Source organism: Pantoea sp. EKM101V (assembly GCF_011800325.1).
Lineage (GTDB): Bacteria > Pseudomonadota > Gammaproteobacteria > Enterobacterales > Enterobacteriaceae > Pantoea > Pantoea anthophila.
On the sequence record NZ_JAALFP010000007.1, the window covers coordinates 116,594 to 135,200 of the forward strand.

At 58.9% G+C, this 18,607-nt stretch carries 18 protein-coding genes; 13 read left to right on the plus strand and 5 right to left on the minus strand.

The features are described from left to right. Nucleotides 1-52 precede the first annotated feature (52 nt). Both HFD92_RS12880 and HFD92_RS12885 read right to left on the minus strand, forming a co-directional pair. The gene (locus HFD92_RS12880) at nt 53-2,341 is read right to left on the minus strand and encodes a zinc/cadmium/mercury/lead-transporting ATPase (protein WP_167429063.1); all 2,289 of its coding nucleotides are present in this window, start codon (nt 2,339-2,341) and stop codon (nt 53-55) included. Between the two features lie 93 nt (nt 2,342-2,434). Then, nucleotides 2,435-3,064, minus strand: coding sequence for a lysoplasmalogenase (locus HFD92_RS12885; RefSeq protein WP_009087807.1), 630 nt, complete (start codon nt 3,062-3,064; stop codon nt 2,435-2,437). 145 nt (nt 3,065-3,209) lie between these two features. Here HFD92_RS12885 and HFD92_RS12890 point away from each other — a divergent pair, with 145 nt between their 5' ends. Continuing rightward, nucleotides 3,210-3,566, plus strand: a complete 357-nt coding sequence (locus HFD92_RS12890; protein ID WP_058956962.1) for a DUF2500 domain-containing protein — start codon at nt 3,210-3,212, stop codon at nt 3,564-3,566. Nucleotides 3,567-3,592: 26 nt separating this feature from the next. Here HFD92_RS12890 and HFD92_RS12895 read toward each other — a convergent pair whose 3' ends face one another. Beyond that, nucleotides 3,593-3,865: a DUF1145 family protein gene (locus HFD92_RS12895; RefSeq protein WP_009087803.1), complete on the minus strand. Its 273-nt coding sequence runs from the start codon at nt 3,863-3,865 to the stop codon at nt 3,593-3,595. Further along, complete coding sequence (rsmD, locus tag HFD92_RS12900) at nt 3,855-4,454, minus strand: 16S rRNA (guanine(966)-N(2))-methyltransferase (protein WP_009087801.1); 600 nt, start codon at nt 4,452-4,454, stop codon at nt 3,855-3,857. The genes HFD92_RS12895 and rsmD overlap by 11 nt, the downstream gene beginning before the upstream one ends. 232 nt (nt 4,455-4,686) lie before the next feature. Between rsmD and ftsY the strand changes: the two genes are divergently transcribed. The 4 genes from ftsY (at nt 4,687) to rpoH (ending at nt 9,132) form a co-directional block, all read left to right on the plus strand. Then, complete coding sequence (gene ftsY, locus HFD92_RS12905; RefSeq protein WP_167429064.1) at nt 4,687-6,387, plus strand: signal recognition particle-docking protein FtsY; 1,701 nt, start codon at nt 4,687-4,689, stop codon at nt 6,385-6,387. A 5-nt stretch (nt 6,388-6,392) separates the two neighbouring features. After that, nucleotides 6,393-7,061, plus strand: coding sequence for a cell division ATP-binding protein FtsE (gene ftsE, locus HFD92_RS12910; RefSeq protein ID WP_009087798.1), 669 nt, complete (start codon nt 6,393-6,395; stop codon nt 7,059-7,061). After that, nucleotides 7,051-8,034, plus strand: a complete 984-nt coding sequence (ftsX, locus tag HFD92_RS12915; RefSeq protein ID WP_167429065.1) for a permease-like cell division protein FtsX — start codon at nt 7,051-7,053, stop codon at nt 8,032-8,034. The genes ftsE and ftsX overlap by 11 nt, the downstream gene beginning before the upstream one ends. 240 nt (nt 8,035-8,274) lie before the next feature. Next, the gene (rpoH, locus tag HFD92_RS12920; protein WP_009087795.1) at nt 8,275-9,132 is read left to right on the plus strand and encodes an RNA polymerase sigma factor RpoH; all 858 of its coding nucleotides are present in this window, start codon (nt 8,275-8,277) and stop codon (nt 9,130-9,132) included. A gap of 53 nt (nt 9,133-9,185) precedes the next feature. Here the strand turns inward: rpoH and panM are convergent, their stop codons facing one another. Continuing rightward, a complete protein-coding gene (gene panM / locus HFD92_RS12925) occupies nt 9,186-9,608 on the minus strand; it encodes an aspartate 1-decarboxylase autocleavage activator PanM (protein ID WP_167429066.1) in 423 nt (140 codons plus the stop codon). A gap of 395 nt (nt 9,609-10,003) precedes the next feature. Here panM and HFD92_RS12930 point away from each other — a divergent pair, with 395 nt between their 5' ends. From HFD92_RS12930 to ugpE, 8 genes are all read left to right on the plus strand, one after another. After that, a complete protein-coding gene (locus HFD92_RS12930; RefSeq protein ID WP_009087791.1) occupies nt 10,004-11,116 on the plus strand; it encodes a branched-chain amino acid ABC transporter substrate-binding protein in 1,113 nt (370 codons plus the stop codon). Nucleotides 11,117-11,250: 134 nt separating this feature from the next. After that, nucleotides 11,251-12,177, plus strand: coding sequence for a high-affinity branched-chain amino acid ABC transporter permease LivH (livH, locus tag HFD92_RS12935; protein ID WP_009087789.1), 927 nt, complete (start codon nt 11,251-11,253; stop codon nt 12,175-12,177). Next, on the plus strand, nt 12,174-13,445 hold the full coding sequence (locus HFD92_RS12940; protein WP_009087787.1) for a high-affinity branched-chain amino acid ABC transporter permease LivM: 1,272 nt from the start codon (nt 12,174-12,176) through the stop codon (nt 13,443-13,445). Before livH ends, HFD92_RS12940 begins: the two co-directional genes overlap by 4 nt. After that, nucleotides 13,442-14,209, plus strand: a complete 768-nt coding sequence (gene livG / locus HFD92_RS12945) for a high-affinity branched-chain amino acid ABC transporter ATP-binding protein LivG (protein WP_009087785.1) — start codon at nt 13,442-13,444, stop codon at nt 14,207-14,209. The genes HFD92_RS12940 and livG overlap by 4 nt, the downstream gene beginning before the upstream one ends. 1 nt (nt 14,210) lies before the next feature. After that, nucleotides 14,211-14,924, plus strand: coding sequence for a high-affinity branched-chain amino acid ABC transporter ATP-binding protein LivF (gene livF, locus HFD92_RS12950; RefSeq protein WP_033736083.1), 714 nt, complete (start codon nt 14,211-14,213; stop codon nt 14,922-14,924). Nucleotides 14,925-15,502: 578 nt separating this feature from the next. Further along, a complete protein-coding gene (gene ugpB / locus HFD92_RS12955) occupies nt 15,503-16,819 on the plus strand; it encodes a sn-glycerol-3-phosphate ABC transporter substrate-binding protein UgpB (RefSeq protein ID WP_154929101.1) in 1,317 nt (438 codons plus the stop codon). A 57-nt stretch (nt 16,820-16,876) separates the two neighbouring features. Beyond that, a complete protein-coding gene (gene ugpA, locus HFD92_RS12960; protein ID WP_009087778.1) occupies nt 16,877-17,764 on the plus strand; it encodes a sn-glycerol-3-phosphate ABC transporter permease UgpA in 888 nt (295 codons plus the stop codon). Further along, nucleotides 17,761-18,606, plus strand: a complete 846-nt coding sequence (gene ugpE, locus HFD92_RS12965) for a sn-glycerol-3-phosphate ABC transporter permease UgpE (RefSeq protein WP_046100748.1) — start codon at nt 17,761-17,763, stop codon at nt 18,604-18,606. The genes ugpA and ugpE overlap by 4 nt, the downstream gene beginning before the upstream one ends. Nucleotide 18,607 lies beyond the last annotated feature (1 nt).

The following is an 18,607-nucleotide window of genomic DNA, read 5'->3' on the forward strand; positions in this document are numbered from 1 at the left end:
CCCCAGCCGCACCGGCCGCTGTTATCCCCCGCGCCTGGCTGGCGCTGCGCGCTCAGTCGCGGTGGCGCAGCAGGCGCAGTGCGTTGGCCGTCACCAGCGCGGTCGCACCGGAATCCGCCAGCACCGCCAGCCAGAGTCCGGTCAGACCCAGCAGGGTCGTGACCAGAAAAATCGCCTTCAGCCCCAGCGCAATGCCGATATTCTGACGGATAATGCGGCGTGTCCGGCGCGCCAGCGCAATCATCGGGGCCAGCTGCGTGAGCTGATTCCGCGTCAGCGCCGCATCGGCCGCTTCCAGTGCCACATCGGTGCCGCTGCCCATGGCAATGCCCAGCGTTGCTGCTTTCATTGCCGGTGCATCATTGATGCCATCCCCGACCATCGCCAGCGGCTGCTGCTGACTCAGCTCACGGATAGCGGACACTTTATCGGCGGGCAGCAGGCTGGCGCGATAATCGATCCCCAGCTCGCGGGCGAGCGTCGCGGCGGCGCGCGGGTTATCGCCGGTCAGCATCAGGCTCTCAATGCCGAGCCGGTTCAGCCCCTGAATGGCCGCCACTGCATCGCTGCGCAGCCGATCGCGCAATGCCAGCGCACCCAGCGCCTCACCGTCGCGCATCAGCACCACCAGGGTGTTACCTTCCTCTTCCTGCTGCGCAATCTGCCTGCGCTGCTGTGCGGTCAGCCCTGGCGCATGAGCGGGCGTCAGCAGTCCAATCTGCTGATCTGCTACCCGGGCCCGGATGCCGCGTCCGGCCAGAACCTGCTGATCCCGTGCATCCGGCATCGCCAGATGACGCGCCTGGGCGGCCGCCACAATGGCACTGGCCAGCGGATGGGTCGCTCCCTGTTCGGCTGCGGCGCTCAGCGCCAGCATCTCCGCTTCACTGGCCGCGCCAAACCGCAGGATCTGCGTCAGCTGCGGTTTGCCCGGCGTCAGGGTGCCGGTTTTATCAAACGCGACTCTGCGCAGCGAACTCAGCCGCTCCAGCGCCGCGCCGCCTTTGATCAGCGCACCCTGCCGTGCCGCCGCCGCCAGCCCGGAGGTAATGGCCGCAGGGGTGGAGATCACCAGCGCACAGGGACAGCCGATCAGCAGCAGGGTCAGGCCTTTGTAGATCCACGGCTGCCAGTCGCCTGCGCCGAGCAGGGGCGGCCCCACCATCACCAGCAGCGACAGCAGCATCACCAGCGGCGTGTAGAGACGACTGAACTGGTCGATAAAGCGCTCGACCGGGGCACGGTGTGTCTCCGCCTCTTCAATCAGCTGCAGGATACGGTCAATAGCGCTTTCACCCGGTTCCGACACCACTTCCAGCTCCACCTGGCGATCCACGCTGGTGGCACCGGCAGGAATCGTTTCGCCGCTGGCTCGCGTGACCGGCAGTGACTCACCGGTCAGCGCGCTCTCATCGAAGCTGGCGAGCGGGCTGATTAACCGGCCGTCGACCGGCAGTCGGCTGCCCGCCGCCACTTCAATCCGATCGCCGGGGCGCAGCGCCGTGAGGGGAACTTCCGTGCGCTGACCCCGTTGCAGGCGGATCGCGGATTCAGGCCGTAACGCCATCAGGCGGGTCACCCCGCTGCGCGCTCTGGCGGCGGCATAGCCTTCCAGTTGTTCACCCAGCTGAAACAGCAGCAGCACCATCGCCGCTTCGGCGTGGGCGCCAATGATCAGCGCGCCCGCCGACGCCAGCGTCATTAATGTTTCGATGGTAAACGGCGATCCGCTGCGCAGGCGCTGCCAGGCGCCGCGTGCCACCGGTGCCAGCCCGATGAGCGTGGTCAGCACAAACAGCCGATCGCCCCAGGCGGGTGCGAACTGGCCGAGAACGCTGCTGAGCAGTACCAGCAGCGCCAGTAAAAGCAGCATCCGGTTTTGCTGCCAGCCCGGACGGGCGGCGGGAGTGACTGAGGAGGCTGATGAGGCCGTCAGCTCAAATCCGGCTTTCCTGACCGCCTGTTCGACAGCGTTCCGGACATCCTGGCTGGCGCTGACGACGAGCTTCTCACTGCTGAACAGGACGCGGGCGTCGGTGACGCCGCTTATCTGGCGCACGGCCGTCTCAATGGTGCGGGCGCAGCCGGGGCAATCCATCCCGCTGACCTGCCAGCTAAAGGGGTAACCGGCGTCTCGCCGGTCGCTTTCCTCTGCGGCGTCGGCCTCCGTGCCAGGGCTGCTGTTGCTTTCACAGCAGCAGCCTGCCGTATCAGCCGTTACGGGTGTCGCAGCATGAACAGAAAGGGAGAGGGGACGGGCCTGGCGAACCTGGCACAGCGGTTTTGCTGCAGCGTGACTGGCACGGGGTTTGCCGCAGCCACAGGCGTGATGTTGGTGCATATGACCTCCGGAGCGTAAGAAGAGCGGGATGAGCCATGCAGCTCATCCCTTATCCTACACTCTGGAGTGGACTCCAGAGTCAAGCCGCTTTTATCACACCACCCACAAGGAGCGCACGATCATAAAGTGACCGGCAAAATAGCAGGCGGCGACGATGGCGCTGTCGGCGGTGAAGCGACGACGGTAGTGAGAGACAAACCAGATGATGTTTGCCAGCAGCAGCAGCGCTGAACCCACCATGATGGAGAAGCTGTAATCCGTCGGACGGAAGAAGTACTGCTCGGTGGCGATCCAGGTCATGACCAGGGTCATGCCGATGAAGGTGCAGACGGGCCAGCGCAGATCTTCCAGTCGGCTCCACAGCACGCCAATCAGGGCGACACCGATGATCAGCAGCGTCAGCGGGATCGGCCAGAAGAAGGTCATGGTCATGCTGGCGGCGAAGCAGAGCGTATAGAGCAGATGCGACAGGAAAAAGGCCCCTACGGCATAGAGCATCTGCTGACGCGGCAGCAGCGTCAACGCATCACCGATCAGGGTTGCGATCAGCCCCGCCAGAATCAGGTAGTCCGTGGTCTGCAGCACCGGTGCCTGCCAGGCCAGACCCACCAGCAGCAGCAGGGTGACCGGTTTAAACAACCAGCGTTGCCACTGCGGGCCGCGATAGGTGGCATCGACATAGAGCCAGCCGGAGAAAAGGACAGCGAGGAAAGACCAGAGCATTGTTTCTCCCTTTTTTATTCAGAATGATGAAAGATCCCAAAATATCCCTTCCAGTTTAGGTTACGCCTCAGAGATGTGACAATCAGGCAACTCTGGTTGTATCCTTTGCTCCCTGTTTCATCATCTCCTCAGGCACAGATTCACCATGAGTAAACCCCCGCTGATTTTTATTATCGTCCTGGCGGTTATCGCCGTGCTGGCCACGCGTCAGTTCATCAAGCAACGCCGCGAAGGCGCGGTCAATGACGCGTCACCGGTGCGGGCGTTGCAGGCTGAAGTCAGAACCAAACGGGAATTTCCGGCACCCAATCGCCGTTCACGGCAGCGGGAAGTGATCGCCGGCGAAGAGATGCGGTATGAAGCCCTGTTTCATCCGCTGAACGGGGCCAGCGATATTAAGGTGCAGATTAAAGAGGCGGAGTACCATCAGCTGGATAAAGGGGCGAAGGGCGAACTGAAGATGCAGGGCACGCGCTTTATCAGCTTCACGCCCGTGCAGTAACTGGCGGGCGTGACGCCCGCCCGGCACTATTTTTTGCGCGGGAAATGTTTCTTCTGCCAGGCGACCAGCTCGAAAACCCCGAACAGAAAGACTTTGATCTGGGTGACGCGATCGATAGGCGGCGCATCTTTAGTCTGCGTGGCGCGCAGCAATACCAGCTGCAGACCGTGCATCATGATCATGAAGAACAGCGCCACGTTGATAAAGTAAGTCAGCGGTTTCGGGTAGGGATGCACCACGTTAGCCAGTAAAAATCCCCACACGCAAAGCATCAACAGACGCCCCAAATTAAGTAACATCCTGCGTCTCCTGTTGACGTTGATACAAACGATAAGCCACCTGTCCGGCTATTTTCTCGCGATAAAGATCCCACGCTGGCGGCACCGGCGGTGCGCCATTTTCCACTTCGCTCTCGACATAAATCAGCGCCTGATCGGCCAGCCAGTGATTCTGCTCCAGCAACTGCAGCGTCTGGGCCAGCAATCCCTGACGAAACGGTGGGTCGATAAACACCACATCGAAGGGTTCGCCCGGCTGCGCCAGCCAGTTTAGCGTATTGGTCTGGATGACGGTGCCGTTGCTGGCGCGCAGGGTCTGCAGATTTTTTGTCAGCTGCTGCGCCACCGGACGTTCCAGCTCCAGCAGGGTCGCCGATCCAGCATAGCGTGACAGCGCTTCCAGGCCTAATGCGCCGCTTCCGGCAAAGCAGTCGAGGCAGCGCGCCTCGGGCAGCACCGGGGCCAGCCAGTTAAACAGCGTCTCTCGCACCCGGTCGGTGGTGGGGCGCAGTCCGGCACTGTCCGGCACCGGCAATTTACGTCCGCGCCACTGGCCGCCAATGATGCGGATCTGCCCGGTTCCGCCTGTACTGCGGGGGTTTTTATTCATCTTGCTCACAACTCGTCATAATTTGTTGCGTAGTTTAACGGGCGAATCGGTGAGAAGAAACGTTAAAAAAGGGTGCTGTGGTGAGCTGGCTGGAAAGTGTTAGACTACTGAGTTGCTGAAGTCATGCATTATTCTGCGGTTTACGCCGGTCTGGCGATGACCAACTTTCATTGATTTACCCCTGGAAACCCTGCGCGACCGGGACAAAGCCATCGAGGAGTGTAGTCACACAATGGCAAAAGAGAAAAAACGTGGCTTTTTTTCCTGGCTGGGATTTGGCAAAGAGGAAGAGAAACAACCTGCAGCGGAAGAGCAGACACAACAGGTCGCAGAACCCGCTCAGCAGCAGCCAGAACAGGAAGCCCCGGCTTTAAGTCAGGCAGAAGCACAGGCGGAAGAGACGGTTGCCATTACCGAAACGGTAGCCAGCGAGCAGCATGAGGCGGACGTAACCGCGGCCGCGCCATCTGAAGCGGCACCGGCGGCGCTGGATGACGCTGAATCTGTCGTTACCGAATCTGACGCTATTACTGAATCTGCTGCACCTGAACATGACGACGCGCCGGTCATTGACGCCGACGCCGTGGTGATGCCGGTTGAGGATGCCGTCCCCTCAGACGCACCGTTAAGTGACGAGGAGCTGACGGCGCTGGCACTGGGCGATGCCGCCGTCGTTGAAACGACACCGGATGACGCCGTGGCTCCGCTGAGCGAAGCGGAGCTGACCGCGCTGGCGCTGGGTGACGCAGAGATTATCGACACGCCGCACAGCGACGCGGATGCCCCGCACAGCGAGCAGGATTCTGCCGCACGGGCAGAGGACGATACAGATACGGAAACTCAGCCCGGCGAGGCCGACGCGCCGCTGAGCGAGAAAGAGCTGACCGCGCTGGCGCTGGCCGACGCAGAGGTGATCGCTGAGGAACCGGCGGACGAGAGCACTGCTGATACCGTCAGCGATCTGCCGCTGGCTGCTGCGCCATTTATCGCCCAGGAGCAGGAGCGTCCCGCCAAAGAGGGCTTCTTTGCCCGCCTGAAACGCAGCCTGGTGAAAACCCGTCAGAACCTCGGTTCCGGTTTTATCAGCCTGTTCCGGGGCAAAAAGATTGATGACGATCTGTTTGATGAGCTGGAAGAGCAGCTGCTGATTGCGGATGTGGGTGTGGATACCACGCGCCGCATCATTACGCATCTGACCCAGCAGGCAAACCGCAAGCAGCTGCGCGACGCGGAAGCGCTCTACGGCCTGCTGAAGGCGGAGATGGCGTCGATTCTCGCCAAAGTCGACGCGCCGCTGGACGTTTCAGGCAAAACACCGTTTGTGATCCTGATGGTGGGCGTCAATGGTGTGGGGAAAACCACTACCATCGGTAAGCTGGCGCGCCAGTATCAGGCCGAAGGCAAATCCGTGATGTTAGCGGCGGGCGATACCTTCCGTGCGGCAGCGGTTGAGCAGCTGCAGGTGTGGGGCCAGCGCAACAACATTCCGGTGATTGCCCAGCACACCGGCGCAGATTCCGCCTCGGTGATCTTCGATGCGATTCAGGCGGCGAAATCGCGTGGCGTGGATGTGCTGATTGCCGACACCGCCGGGCGTCTGCAGAACAAATCGCACCTGATGGAAGAGCTGAAAAAAATCACCCGCGTGATGAAAAAGCTGGATGAGTCCGCGCCTCACGAAGTGATGCTGACGCTGGACGCCAGCACCGGACAGAATGCGGTCAGCCAGGCCCGGCTGTTTAACGAGGCGGTCGGCCTGACCGGTATTGCGCTCACCAAACTGGATGGTACCGCTAAAGGCGGCGTGATCTTCTCGGTGGCCGATCAGTTCGGTATTCCGATTCGCTACATTGGTGTCGGTGAAGGCATTGAAGATTTACGACCGTTTAAGGCGGACGATTTTATTGAGGCACTGTTTGCCCGAGAGGACTAATTAGGATGATTCGCTTTGAAGAGGTCAGTAAGGCATATCTCGGCGGACGTCAGGCGCTGCAGGGGGTAGATTTCCATCTGCGCCCCGGCGAAATGGCGTTTCTCACCGGCCACTCCGGTGCCGGTAAGAGTACCCTGCTGAAGCTGATTTGTGGCATTGAGCGCCCGAGTGCCGGAAAAATCTGGTTCAGTGGCCATGACATTTCCCGTCTGCGGAACAGTGAAGTGCCGTTTCTGCGTCGTCAGATCGGCATGATCTTCCAGGACCACCACCTGCTGATGGATCGCTCGGTCTATGACAACGTGGCGATCCCGCTGATTATCTCGGGCGCCAGTGGCGAAGATATCCGTCGTCGCGTGTCGGCCGCGCTGGATAAAGTGGGTCTGCTCGACAAAGCGAAAAGTTATCCGATTCAGCTTTCTGGTGGTGAACAGCAGCGTGTCGGCATCGCCCGTGCGGTAGTGAACAAACCGTCGGTGCTGCTGGCGGATGAACCGACCGGTAACCTCGACGACGCGCTGTCAGAAGATATTCTGCGCCTGTTCGAAGAGTTCAACCGCGTCGGCGTCACCGTCCTGATGGCAACGCATGACAGCGGCCTGATCGCCCGACGCAACTACCGGATGATGACGCTGAATCAGGGACGCCTGCACGGAGGCCACGATGGTCAATAAACGCATTAAACGTCCGGCGGCACCGAAAGCAAAGCAGCCGTCGAAGAGTAAAGCGCTGAAGGGTGGCTGGCAGGAGCAGTGGCGCTATGCGCTGCGCGGCACCCTCTCTGATATGTGGCGTCAGCCGCTGGCTACGCTGCTGACGGTGATGGTGATCGCCATCTCCCTGACGCTGCCCAGCGTCTGCTACATGGTGTGGAAAAACGTCAGCCAGGCCGCGACCCAGTGGTATCCGGCACCGCAGTTAACCGTCTATCTCTCCAAGACCCTGGATGACAGCGCAGCCGAGAATGTGGTGGCGCAGCTCAAGCAGGTAGAAGGGGTGGATAACGTCAACTACCTGACGCGCGAAGAGGCGCTGAACGAGTTCCGTAACTGGTCAGGCTTTGGCGGCGCGATGGATATGCTGGAGCAGAATCCGCTGCCCGCCGTTGCGATTATTACGCCGAAGCTCAATTTCCAGAACTCCAACACCATGCAAAGCCTGCGCGACCGCGTGACGAAAGTGCAGGGCGTGGATGAAGTCCGGATGGATGACAGCTGGTTTGCACGACTGGCCGCGCTGACCGGGCTGGTGGGGCAGATCGCGTCAATGATTGGCGTACTGATGATCGTGGCGGTGTTCCTGGTGATCGGCAACAGCGTCCGGCTCAGCATTTTCGCCCGGCGTGACACCATTAACGTTCAGAAGCTGATCGGCGCGACGGATGGCTTCATCCTGCGGCCTTTCCTCTATGGCGGGGCGCTGCTGGGCTTCAGCGGAGCGGTGCTGTCGCTGCTGCTGTCGGAAGTGCTGGTGCTGCGCCTGCAGTCGGTGGTTGCCAGCGTGGCGACCGTCTTCGGCACCACCTTCTCGCTGGAAGGCTTCTCCTGGGATGAAGCGCTGCTGCTGCTGCTGATTGCGGCGATCATCGGCTGGGTGGCTGCCTGGCTGGCCACGGTACAACATTTACGCCGATTTACGCCGCAGTAAACGCCTGCAACATTTTTTTGTTATAATGGTCCTCTGCTACCGACAGTGTATGCAGAGGATCTTTCCCCTCTTCACTTCCTGTCATCTGTGTGTAAAATATTCACTGCTATAATTGAACTTGTGGATAACTTTCACACTCTAAGTAGCACAGATTGCTTTCGGATTTCGCGCGACGTTGACTTACTGTATCGTCTGCGCAGGGAAATGTGCGGCAATTCCATTGAATTTGTGAGGGTTTGAATGACCAAAGAAATGCAAACTTTAGCTATTGCTTCTCCGGGTACCCTGGATTCTTACGTCCGGGCTGCCAACACCTGGCCGATGCTGTCGGCAGAAGAGGAAAAAGCGTTAGCTGAACGGCTGCATTACCAGGGCGATCTGGATGCAGCTAAGACGCTGATCCTGTCACACCTACGCTTTGTAGTTCATATCGCTCGTAATTACTCCGGTTACGGCTTGCCACAGGCTGACCTGGTTCAGGAAGGTAATATCGGCCTGATGAAAGCGGTGCGCCGCTTCAACCCGGAAGTTGGCGTGCGCCTGGTTTCATTCGCCGTGCACTGGATTAAAGCCGAGATTCACGAGTACGTGCTGCGTAACTGGCGTATCGTGAAAGTCGCGACCACCAAAGCACAGCGTAAGCTGTTCTTTAACCTGCGTAAAACCAAGCAGCGTCTGGGCTGGTTCAATCAGGACGAAGTTGAGATGGTTGCGCGTGAGCTGGGCGTAAGCAGCAAAGACGTACGTGAAATGGAATCGCGTATGGCTGCGCAGGATATGACCTTTGATATGTCTGCCGACGATGAGAGCAGTGAAGGCCGCTCAATGGCCCCGGTGCTCTATCTCCAGGATAAGACCTCTGACTTTGCTGATGGCATTGAAGAGGATAACTGGGACGCACACGCCGCTGACAAGCTGAGCTATGCGATGGAAGGCCTGGATGAGCGCAGTCAGCACATCATCCGCGCCCGCTGGCTGGACGAAGATAACAAAACTACGCTGCAGGAGCTGGCCGATCAGTATGGCGTTTCAGCCGAACGAGTCCGGCAGCTGGAGAAGAACGCCATGAAAAAACTGCGTATGGCGATCGAAGCGTAATACCCACAGGGGCGACAGCATGTCGCCCCTGTTGCTTTTGTCACCCCGGACTGTCACACCTCTTCCGCCATCCCCTCTGCGTCATCTGTTGCCCGTATCCAGCCGTCACTCTGCGCCCGGAAGCCGCACGCCTGCATAAATGCCGCCCGCACCTGCTGATCGTCACTGCCATCATCGGCAATCCACCAGTCCGCTATCGATCCGTTCTGCGCAATCGTCTCTTCCAGCAGATAGTGGCCCACACCGCGTCGCCGCGTCACGTCACGCACCGCCAGCCGGTGGATCTTGCCGTGCGTACCGGAGATTTCCAGCTGTAACCCCGCCAGCAGCCGATCGTTAAAGCGCGCCGCATAGAGACGATGGCGCTCATCCAGCCGCTGTTCCAGTTCCTGAATGTTCAGATCGGGCCAGACCTTGCCCAGATCGATGTGGTCCTGCGGCGTCAGCGTGGTTAAACGCTGGATAGTCAGCTTCATAACAAAAACCTCTAAAAAAGGGGAAAGTGCAGCGAAAGTATACAACCAGAGCGCCACCACATTTTCACCAATAAAACAGGTCAAAAGATGGCCTGGGTGCCAGGATAATAGGTGTAAACAGGTTAAGCCTGCGATCAACCCAGCATAATGCGCTGGCAAAGTGGTGAAAAACCGGCCATTGCCTCCAGTGTATTATGCTGTTTCACTGAGTCAATTCTGAATATGTCAGTTGATTTACAGAAGAAACATCCTGTTTAATAACCTGAAAAATAAAGCCTTATTACTAAAAAATGCCAGAAAAGTACGCTAACTCCTTCATGATCAATCAGTTTTCGACTTTATCTGGCAATGCACGCACTCACAACATACACGACAAAACAGATGGGGTAGTCAGGATGAAAATGAAAGGTCGCGCATTACTGGCGGGATGTGTAGCACTGGCGATGAGCCATGCGGCGCTGGCTGAAGATATTAAAGTGGCGATTGTTGGCGCAATGTCAGGTCCGGTGGCGCAGTACGGCGACATGCAGTTCGCGGGCGCTACTCAGGCGATTGAAGATATCAACGCCAAAGGCGGCGTTAACGGCAACAAACTGGTTGCGGTGAAATATGATGACGCCTGTGACCCGAAACAGGCCGTTGCGGTCGCGAACAAGGTGATTAACGACGGTATCCGTTATGTTATCGGCCATCTCTGCTCCTCTTCGACCCAGCCTGCGTCTGACATCTATGAAGATGAAGGCGTGCTGATGATTACCCCGGCGGCGACCGCACCTGACCTGACTTCCCGCGGCTATAAACTGATTATGCGCACCACCGGTCTGGACTCTGACCAGGGGCCGACCGCAGCCAAATACATTATGAGCGAGCTGAAGCCGCAGCGTATCGCCGTGGTACACGACAAACAGCAGTATGGTGAAGGCCTGGCGCGTTCCGTACAGGAGAGCCTGAAAAAGCAGGGCGCGAACATCGTCATGTTTGAAGGGATCACCGCAGGCGACAAAGATTTCTCTACGCTGGTGGCGCGCTTTAAGAAAGAGAACGTCGATTTCGTCTATTTCGGCGGCTACTACCCGGAGATGGGCCAGATCCTGCGTCAGGCGCGGGCGGCCGGTCTGAAAACGCAGTTTATGGGACCAGAAGGGGTGGGCAACGCCTCCCTGTCGAACATTGCCGGTGCGGCGTCTGAGGGCATGCTGGTCACGCTGCCGAAACGCTACGATCAGGTTGAAACCAACAAACCGATCGTTGACGCGCTGAAGGCGAAGAAACTTGATCCGACCGGTCCGTTCGTCTGGACCACCTATGCCGCGCTGCAATCGCTGACCACCGGCATGGAACGTAGCAAGAGCGAAGAGCCGGACGCTATCGTGAAGAACCTCAAAGAAGGGGCTGCGGTGCCAACCGTCATGGGCAACCTGAACTGGGATGAAAAGGGCGATCTCAAGGGCTTTGAATTCGGCATCTTCAAATGGCATGCCGATGGTACCTCGACCGCAGTGAAGTAAACCAGGCGGTTTTCTGGTGAGCCGGAGGCCAGCTAAGCGGTCTCCACTGACCGGCGACACGAACGCCTGGCACGCCGCTGCCAGGCGTTTTTTGTACCCCGATCGCCTGCGATCGGATAAGTAAGGGTTAAGGTATGTCCGAGCAGTTCCTCTATTTTATTCAGCAGATGTTTAACGGTGTCACCCTCGGGAGCACCTACGCGCTGATCGCCATCGGTTACACCATGGTTTACGGCATTATCGGCATGATCAACTTCGCCCACGGCGAGGTGTACATGATCGGTAGCTATGTCTCCTTTATCGTGATTGCCGCCCTGATGATGATGGGCATCGACACCACCTGGCTGATGATTGCGGCTGGCTTTGTGATGGCAGTCATTATCTCCAGCGCCTACGGCTGGAGCATTGAACGCGTGGCCTACCGGCCCGTACGTTCCTCTAAGCGCCTGATTGCGCTCATCTCCGCCATCGGGATGTCGATCTTCCTGCAAAACTACGTCAGCCTGACCCAGGGCTCACGCGACCTGGCGCTGCCGAGTCTGATCACCGGACAGTGGACGGTGGGGGAGAGCAACGGGTTTGCCGCTACCATCTCAACCATGCAGATTGTTATCTGGGTAGTGACCTTCCTGGCGATGCTGGCGCTGACCACCTTTATCCGCTACTCCCGCATGGGCCGCGCCTGTCGCGCCTGCGCTGAAGATCTGAAAATGGCCAGCCTGCTGGGCATTAACACCGACCGCGTGATCTCGCTGACCTTCGTGATCGGGGCCGCGATGGCCGCGGTAGCAGGCGTGCTGCTGGGCCAGTTCTACGGCTCGATCAACCCCTTCATCGGCTTTATGGCGGGGATGAAAGCGTTCACCGCCGCCGTGCTGGGCGGGATCGGCAGTATTCCGGGCGCGATGATTGGCGGACTGGTGCTGGGTATCGCTGAAGCGCTGACGTCAGCCTATCTCAGCACGGAATATAAAGATGTGGTTTCGTTTGCCCTGCTGATTGTGGTGCTGCTGGTGATGCCGACCGGGATTCTGGGTCGTCCGGAGGTTGAGAAAGTATGAAGACCTCGTTTATCAACGCCCTGATCGCCTCGGTAATGCTGCTGGTGCTGGCCACCTTCTTTATGGGACTGCGCCTGACGCTGGATGGCACAAATCTGGTGGTGCAGAACGCGGGCAGCGTGCGCTGGAACTGGATCGCCGCAGGCTGTGCGGTGGTGTTTCTGTTCCAGCTGCTGCGTCCGGTCTGGCAGAGCAGCCTGAAGAAAGTCTCCGGTCCGTCGCTGGTGTTGCCGGGCTTTGATGGCTCAACGCCGAAGCAGAAGCTGGTGATGGCGGTGCTGATTATCGCCGCAGTCGCCTGGCCTTTCCTGGTGTCGCGCGGCACCGTGGATATCGCCACGATGACGCTGATCTACGTGATGCTCGGCCTGGGCCTGAACGTGGTCGTGGGACTGTCGGGCCTGCTGGTGCTGGGCTACGGTGGCTTCTACGCCATTGGTGCCTACACCTTTGCGCTGCTGAACCACTACTACGGCCTTGGCTTCTGGCAGTGTCTGCCGCTCTCTGGCATCGTGGCTGCGCTGTTTGGGCTGCTGCTGGGCTTCCCGGTGCTGCGACTGCGCGGCGATTATCTGGCCATTGTGACGCTGGGCTTCGGTGAGATTGTGCGTATCCTGCTGCTGAACAATACCGCGCTGACCGGCGGACCTAACGGCATCAGCCAGATCCCTAAACCGACCCTGTTTGGCCTGGAGTTCGGGCGTACCCCGCGCGAAGGCGGCTGGGATACCTTCCACAACTTCTTTGGCCTGAAGTACGACCCCAGCGACCGTATCATCTTCCTCTATCTGGTGGCGCTGCTGCTGGTGGTGGTGACGCTGTTCGTGATCAACCGGCTGCTGCGGATGCCGCTGGGCCGCGCCTGGGAAGCCCTGCGTGAAGATGAGATCGCCTGTCGCTCTCTGGGCCTCAGCCCGACCCGCATCAAGCTGACCGCCTTTACTATCAGTGCCGCCTTTGCCGGATTCGCCGGCAGCCTGTTCGCGGCGCGCCAGGGCTTTGTCAGCCCGGAATCCTTTACCTTTGTCGAGTCCGCCTTTGTGCTGGCGATTGTGGTACTGGGTGGCATGGGATCGCAGTTCGCGGTGATTCTGGCTGCCATTCTGCTGGTGGTTTCCCGCGAGCTGATGCGCGATCTCAATGAGTACAGCATGCTGGTGCTGGGTGGCCTGATGGTGCTGATGATGATCTGGCGTCCGCAGGGCCTGCTGCCGATGAAGCGTCCGCATCTGAAGCTCAGAACCGGTAAACAAGGAGAAGAGGCATGAGTCAGCCTTTATTAGCCGTTGAAGGCCTGATGATGCGCTTCGGCGGTCTGTTAGCCGTAAACAATGTGGCGCTGGAGCTGCGTCCGCAGGAGATCGTTTCGCTGATTGGCCCTAACGGTGCCGGGAAAACCACGGTGTTCAACTGCCTGACCGGCTTTTACAAGCCAACCGGCGGCAGCATCACATTGCGTGACCAGCATCTGGAAGGCCTGCCGGGTCAGAAGATTGCGCGCATGGGCATTGTGCGAACCTTCCAGCATGTACGCCTGTTCCGTGAGATGACGGTGATTGAGAACCTGCTGGTGGCACAGCATCAGCACCTGAAGAGCGGCCTGTTTTCCGGCCTGCTGAAAACGCCCGCGTTTCGCCGCAGTGAGAGCGAAGCGCTGGATCGCGCGGCGACCTGGCTGGAGCGGGTCGGCTTACTCGACCTGGCTAACCGTCAGGCGGGCAATCTGGCCTATGGTCAGCAGCGCCGGCTGGAGATCGCGCGCTGCATGGTGACGCGCCCGGAGATCCTGATGCTGGATGAGCCGGCTGCGGGCCTCAACCCCAAAGAGACCCACGAGCTGGATGCGCTGATTGCGGAACTGCGTGGTGAACACAAGGTTTCGGTGCTGCTGATCGAACATGATATGAAGCTGGTAATGGGCATCTCTGACCGCATTTACGTGGTCAATCAGGGAACGCCGCTGGCTAACGGAACGCCGGAAGAGATTCGTAATAACCCGGATGTCATTCGCGCCTATTTAGGAGAGGCCTGAGATGGCAAATGCGATGTTAACCATTGAGAACGTCAGTGCGCATTACGGCAAAATTCAGGCGCTGCACAACGTCAGTCTTTACATCAATCAGGGCGAAATCGTCACCCTGATTGGTGCCAACGGCGCCGGCAAGACTACGCTGCTCGGCACGCTGTGCGGCGAACCGCGCGCGACCCAGGGCACCATTACCTTTGATGGCAAAACCATCACCGACTGGCAGACGGCGCGCATCATGCGTGAGGCAATTGCCATCGTGCCAGAGGGGCGGCGGGTCTTTTCGCGCATGACGGTGGAGGAGAATCTGGCGATGGGCGGCTTTTTTGCCAGCCGTCCGGACTACCTGTCGCGGATTAAGCGCGTGTATGAACTCTTCCCGCGTCTGGCGGAGCGTAAAATCCAGCGCGCCGGCACCATGTCCGGCGGTGAGCAGCAGATGCTGGCCATTGGCCGTGCGCTGATGAGCCAGCCGCGCCTGCTGCTGCTGGATGAGCCGTCGCTGGGACTGGCACCGATCATCATTCAGCAGATCTTCGACACCATTGAGCAGCTGCGCAGCGAGGGGATGACCATCTTCCTGGTGGAGCAGAATGCCAATCAGGCGCTGAAGCTGGCGGACCGGGGCTATGTGCTGGAGAACGGGCATGTGGTGCTGGAAGACACTGGTGCAGCATTACTCTCCAACGAAGCCGTCCGCAGCGCTTACTTAGGTGCCTGATGGGGCACGGCCTGGCTTGCTTGCCAGGTTCCGGTTGGGCAGTGCTCGCCATCCTCACGTACTACGTGTACGCTCCGGTGGCTGCGCGCTGTCCGCCCGCAACCTGCCTGCGCCGCCGACGGCCTGAAGCACTGGTGTGAAGGGTAGTTCCGATGGCCTTTGCCAGAGGCCGTTTCAGCTTATGGTAATCAATCCGACGTAGTAATGATGTTATAGCTGCTCAGACTGCTGACAAACCCAAATCAGTGTGAATCTGGCCGCAACAAATATACTCAACGCGCAGGGAACATGGTCAGAAGAGGAAAGCGTCCCGCGCCATGGACGGCGCGGGCCGAGCGTGTCATGGATGACAGATTTAGCGTCTTTCCGATCTGACCTTGTTCCTTGTGCATGCTCAGTCTTACAGCAACCTGGCCAGATTGTGTCAACAAAGTCGTTAGCTGCTCCGCCTTTCTTCCCTTTCGCCTGTCACCCGCCTGTCATCTGCCTGTTATTAATCCGTCATTTTCCCGTGTCATGTTACTTCGCGAACCAGAAATCCGTGATTTCACGCGTATTTACCTGCACAGGAAAATTCTATGTCCGTCGTTACCTTTCGCCGTAGCCTGATGAGCGCGCTGCTCGGTCTGACCCTCAGCGGTCATGCCATCGCCGCCACCGAGATCCCTTTCTGGCACTCCATGGAAGGCGAGTTAGGCAAAGAAGTCGATTCGCTGGCTCAGCGCTTTAACCAGACCCATCCCGATTACAAAATTGTTCCGACCTACAAAGGTAACTACGAGCAGAGCCTGGCGGCCGGGATCGCGGCAGTGCGCAGCGGCAAAGCGCCTGCGGTGCTGCAGGTTTATGAAGTGGGCACGGCCACCATGATGGCTTCACAGGCGATTGTGCCGGTGCATCAGGTTTTCAAAGATGCCGGCATCCCCTTTGATGAAAAGCAGTTCGTGCCAACGGTCGCGGGCTACTACAGCGACAGCAAAGGCCAGCTGATCTCTCAGCCGTTCAACAGCTCTACCCCGGTGCTCTACTACAACAAAGATGCTTTCAGGAAAGCGGGTCTGAATCCCGATCAGCCCCCGAAAACCTGGCAGGAGCTGGCCACGGATGCCGCTGCGCTGCGCAAGTCGGGCATGAGCTGCGGCTACGCCAGCGGCTGGCAGGGCTGGATCCAGATCGAAAACTTCAGCGCCTGGCATGCGCTGCCGGTCGCCACGGAAAATAACGGCTTTGACGGCCTGGATGCGGTGCTGGAGTTCAACAAACCGGTGCAGGTGCGTCACATCGAAATGCTGGAAGCGATGAACAAAAAAGGGGACTTCACCTACTTTGGCCGCAAAGATGAGCCGACGGCGAAGTTCTACAACGGCGACTGCGGCATCACTACCGCCTCCTCCGGTTCGCTGGCCGATATCCGCCACTACGCAAAATTCAACTTTGGCGTTGGCATGATGCCCTATGACGACACCGTAAAAGGCGCGCCGCAGAACGCCCTGATCGGCGGAGCCAGCCTGTGGGTGATGAAAGGCAAAGATGCGGCAACGTATAAAGGCGTCGCGGAGTTCATGCAGTTCCTCGCGAAACCGGAAATCGCGGCGGAATGGCACCAGAAAACCGGCTACCTGCCGATTACCACGGCCGCCTATGAGCTGACGAAACAGCAGGGCTTCTACGACAAAAATCCGGGTGCAGATATCGCCACCCGTCAGATGATGAACAAGCCGCCGCTGCCGTTCACCAAAGGCATACGTCTGGGCAATATGCCGCAGATCCGTGCCGTGATTGACGAAGAGCTGGAGAGCGTCTGGACCGGTAAACAGTCGCCGCAAAGCGCGCTGGATAACGCGGTCAAACGCGGCAACGAACTGCTGCGTCGCTTCCAGCAGCAGGTGAAGTAATCTGCCCGACAGGGCCAGTGCAGGCTGGCCCTCTCTCTTTCTGAATCAGAGTGCGCTATGTCTTCTTCTCGCCCGGTTTTTCGCACCAGCCTGCTGCCTTATCTGCTGGTGCTGCCGCAGCTACTGATCACTGCGGTCTTCTTTCTCTGGCCTGCCGGTGAAGCGCTGTGGTACTCGCTGCAAAGCCTCGATCCTTTTGGCCTCTCCAGCCGCTTTGTCGGACTGGAAAATTTCAGACGCCTGTTTGCCGATCCCTACTATCTCGATTCGTTCTGGACCACTCTGACATTCAGCGGCATGGTCACGGGGTTCGGCATGCTGTTTTCGCTGCTGCTGGCGGCGCTGGTCGATTATGTCGTGCGGCTGCGCCGCCTCTATCAGACCCTGCTGCTGCTGCCCTACGCCGTTGCGCCAGTGGTGGCCGCGGTGCTGTGGATGTTTCTGTTCAATCCCGGTCTGGGCCTCTTCAGCTACCTGCTGCACCACATCGGCTATGAGTGGAACTATGCGCAGAACAGCGGTCAGGCGATGTTCCTGATTGTTCTGGCGTCGATCTGGCAGCAGATGAGCTACAACTTCCTGTTCTTCTTCGCTGCTCTGCAGTCGATCCCGAAATCGCTGGTGGAAGCCGCCGCGATTGACGGTGCCGGGCCGGTGCGACGCTTCTTCAACCTCTCCCTGCCGCTGATTGCGCCGGTAAGCTTCTTTCTGCTGGTGGTGAATCTGATCTATGCCTTCTTCGACACCTTCCCGGTGATCGACGCGGCTACCGGCGGCGGGCCGGTGCAGGCGACCACCACGCTGATCTACAAAATCTACCGCGAAGGCTTCACCGGTCTGGACCTCTCCTCGTCGGCGGCGCAGTCGGTGGTGCTGATGCTGCTGGTCATCGGGCTGACGGTCATCCAGTTCCGCTTTGTTGAACGTAAGGTGCAATACCAATGATTGAGAATCGACGCGGGCTGGATCTCTTCAGCCACCTCGTGCTGGTACTGGGCGTGCTCACCATCCTGTTTCCGCTCTACGTCGCCTTTGTCGCCGCAACGCTGGATAACGAGGCGGTCTATCAGGTGCCGATGACGCTGGTGCCCGGCACCCATCTGTGGGAGAACGTCTCACGCATCTGGACTCACGGCGTCAACGGCAGCGGCCCGGCATTTGGTCTGATGCTGCTTAACAGCATGATCATGGCGCTCGGCATCACCTTCGGCAAAATCACCGTGTCGATGCTGTCGGCATTTGCGCTGGTCTGGTTTCGCTTTCCGCTGCGCACGCTCTTCTTCTGGCTGATCTTTATCACCCTGATGCTGCCGGTGGAGGTGCGTATTTTCCCGACGGTGCAGGTGATTGCCGATCTTAATCTGCTCGACAGCTACAGCGGGCTGACCCTGCCACTGATGGCTTCAGCAACCGCCACCTTCCTGTTTCGTCAGTTTTTTATGTCGCTGCCGGATGAGCTGGTCGAAGCGGCGCGCATCGATGGGGCCAGCGCGATGCGCTTCTTTATCGACATCGTGCTGCCGCTCTCCAGAACCAATCTGGCGGCGCTATTCGTGATCACCTTTATCTACGGCTGGAACCAGTATCTCTGGCCGCTGCTGATTATCAATGACGCCAGCCTCGGCACGGCGGTGGCGGGGATTAAAAGCATGATCTCCAGCAGCGGTTCGCCGACCCAGTGGAACGAAGTGATGGCAGCAATGTTATTAACCCTGATTCCACCGCTGGTGGTGGTATTGGTCATGCAGCGTGCCTTTGTGCGCGGTCTGGTTGAGAGTGAGAAATAAG

Bases quoted from the DNA above. Each gene is read 5' to 3' on its own strand.
- HFD92_RS12880 (WP_167429063.1), bottom strand. From the start codon at position 2,341: ATGCACCAACATCACGCCTGTGGCTGCGGCAAACCCCGTGCCAGTCAC.
- HFD92_RS12885 (WP_009087807.1), bottom strand. From the start codon at position 3,064: ATGCTCTGGTCTTTCCTCGCTGTCCTTTTCTCCGGCTGGCTCTATGTC.
- HFD92_RS12890 (WP_058956962.1), top strand. From the start codon at position 3,210: ATGAGTAAACCCCCGCTGATTTTTATTATCGTCCTGGCGGTTATCGCC.
- HFD92_RS12895 (WP_009087803.1), bottom strand. From the start codon at position 3,865: ATGTTACTTAATTTGGGGCGTCTGTTGATGCTTTGCGTGTGGGGATTT.
- rsmD (WP_009087801.1), bottom strand. From the start codon at position 4,454: ATGAATAAAAACCCCCGCAGTACAGGCGGAACCGGGCAGATCCGCATC.
- ftsY (WP_167429064.1), top strand. From the start codon at position 4,687: ATGGCAAAAGAGAAAAAACGTGGCTTTTTTTCCTGGCTGGGATTTGGC.
- ftsE (WP_009087798.1), top strand. From the start codon at position 6,393: ATGATTCGCTTTGAAGAGGTCAGTAAGGCATATCTCGGCGGACGTCAG.
- ftsX (WP_167429065.1), top strand. From the start codon at position 7,051: ATGGTCAATAAACGCATTAAACGTCCGGCGGCACCGAAAGCAAAGCAG.
- rpoH (WP_009087795.1), top strand. From the start codon at position 8,275: ATGACCAAAGAAATGCAAACTTTAGCTATTGCTTCTCCGGGTACCCTG.
- panM (WP_167429066.1), bottom strand. From the start codon at position 9,608: ATGAAGCTGACTATCCAGCGTTTAACCACGCTGACGCCGCAGGACCAC.
- HFD92_RS12930 (WP_009087791.1), top strand. From the start codon at position 10,004: ATGAAAATGAAAGGTCGCGCATTACTGGCGGGATGTGTAGCACTGGCG.
- livH (WP_009087789.1), top strand. From the start codon at position 11,251: ATGTCCGAGCAGTTCCTCTATTTTATTCAGCAGATGTTTAACGGTGTC.
- HFD92_RS12940 (WP_009087787.1), top strand. From the start codon at position 12,174: ATGAAGACCTCGTTTATCAACGCCCTGATCGCCTCGGTAATGCTGCTG.
- livG (WP_009087785.1), top strand. From the start codon at position 13,442: ATGAGTCAGCCTTTATTAGCCGTTGAAGGCCTGATGATGCGCTTCGGC.
- livF (WP_033736083.1), top strand. From the start codon at position 14,211: ATGGCAAATGCGATGTTAACCATTGAGAACGTCAGTGCGCATTACGGC.
- ugpB (WP_154929101.1), top strand. From the start codon at position 15,503: ATGTCCGTCGTTACCTTTCGCCGTAGCCTGATGAGCGCGCTGCTCGGT.
- ugpA (WP_009087778.1), top strand. From the start codon at position 16,877: ATGTCTTCTTCTCGCCCGGTTTTTCGCACCAGCCTGCTGCCTTATCTG.
- ugpE (WP_046100748.1), top strand. From the start codon at position 17,761: ATGATTGAGAATCGACGCGGGCTGGATCTCTTCAGCCACCTCGTGCTG.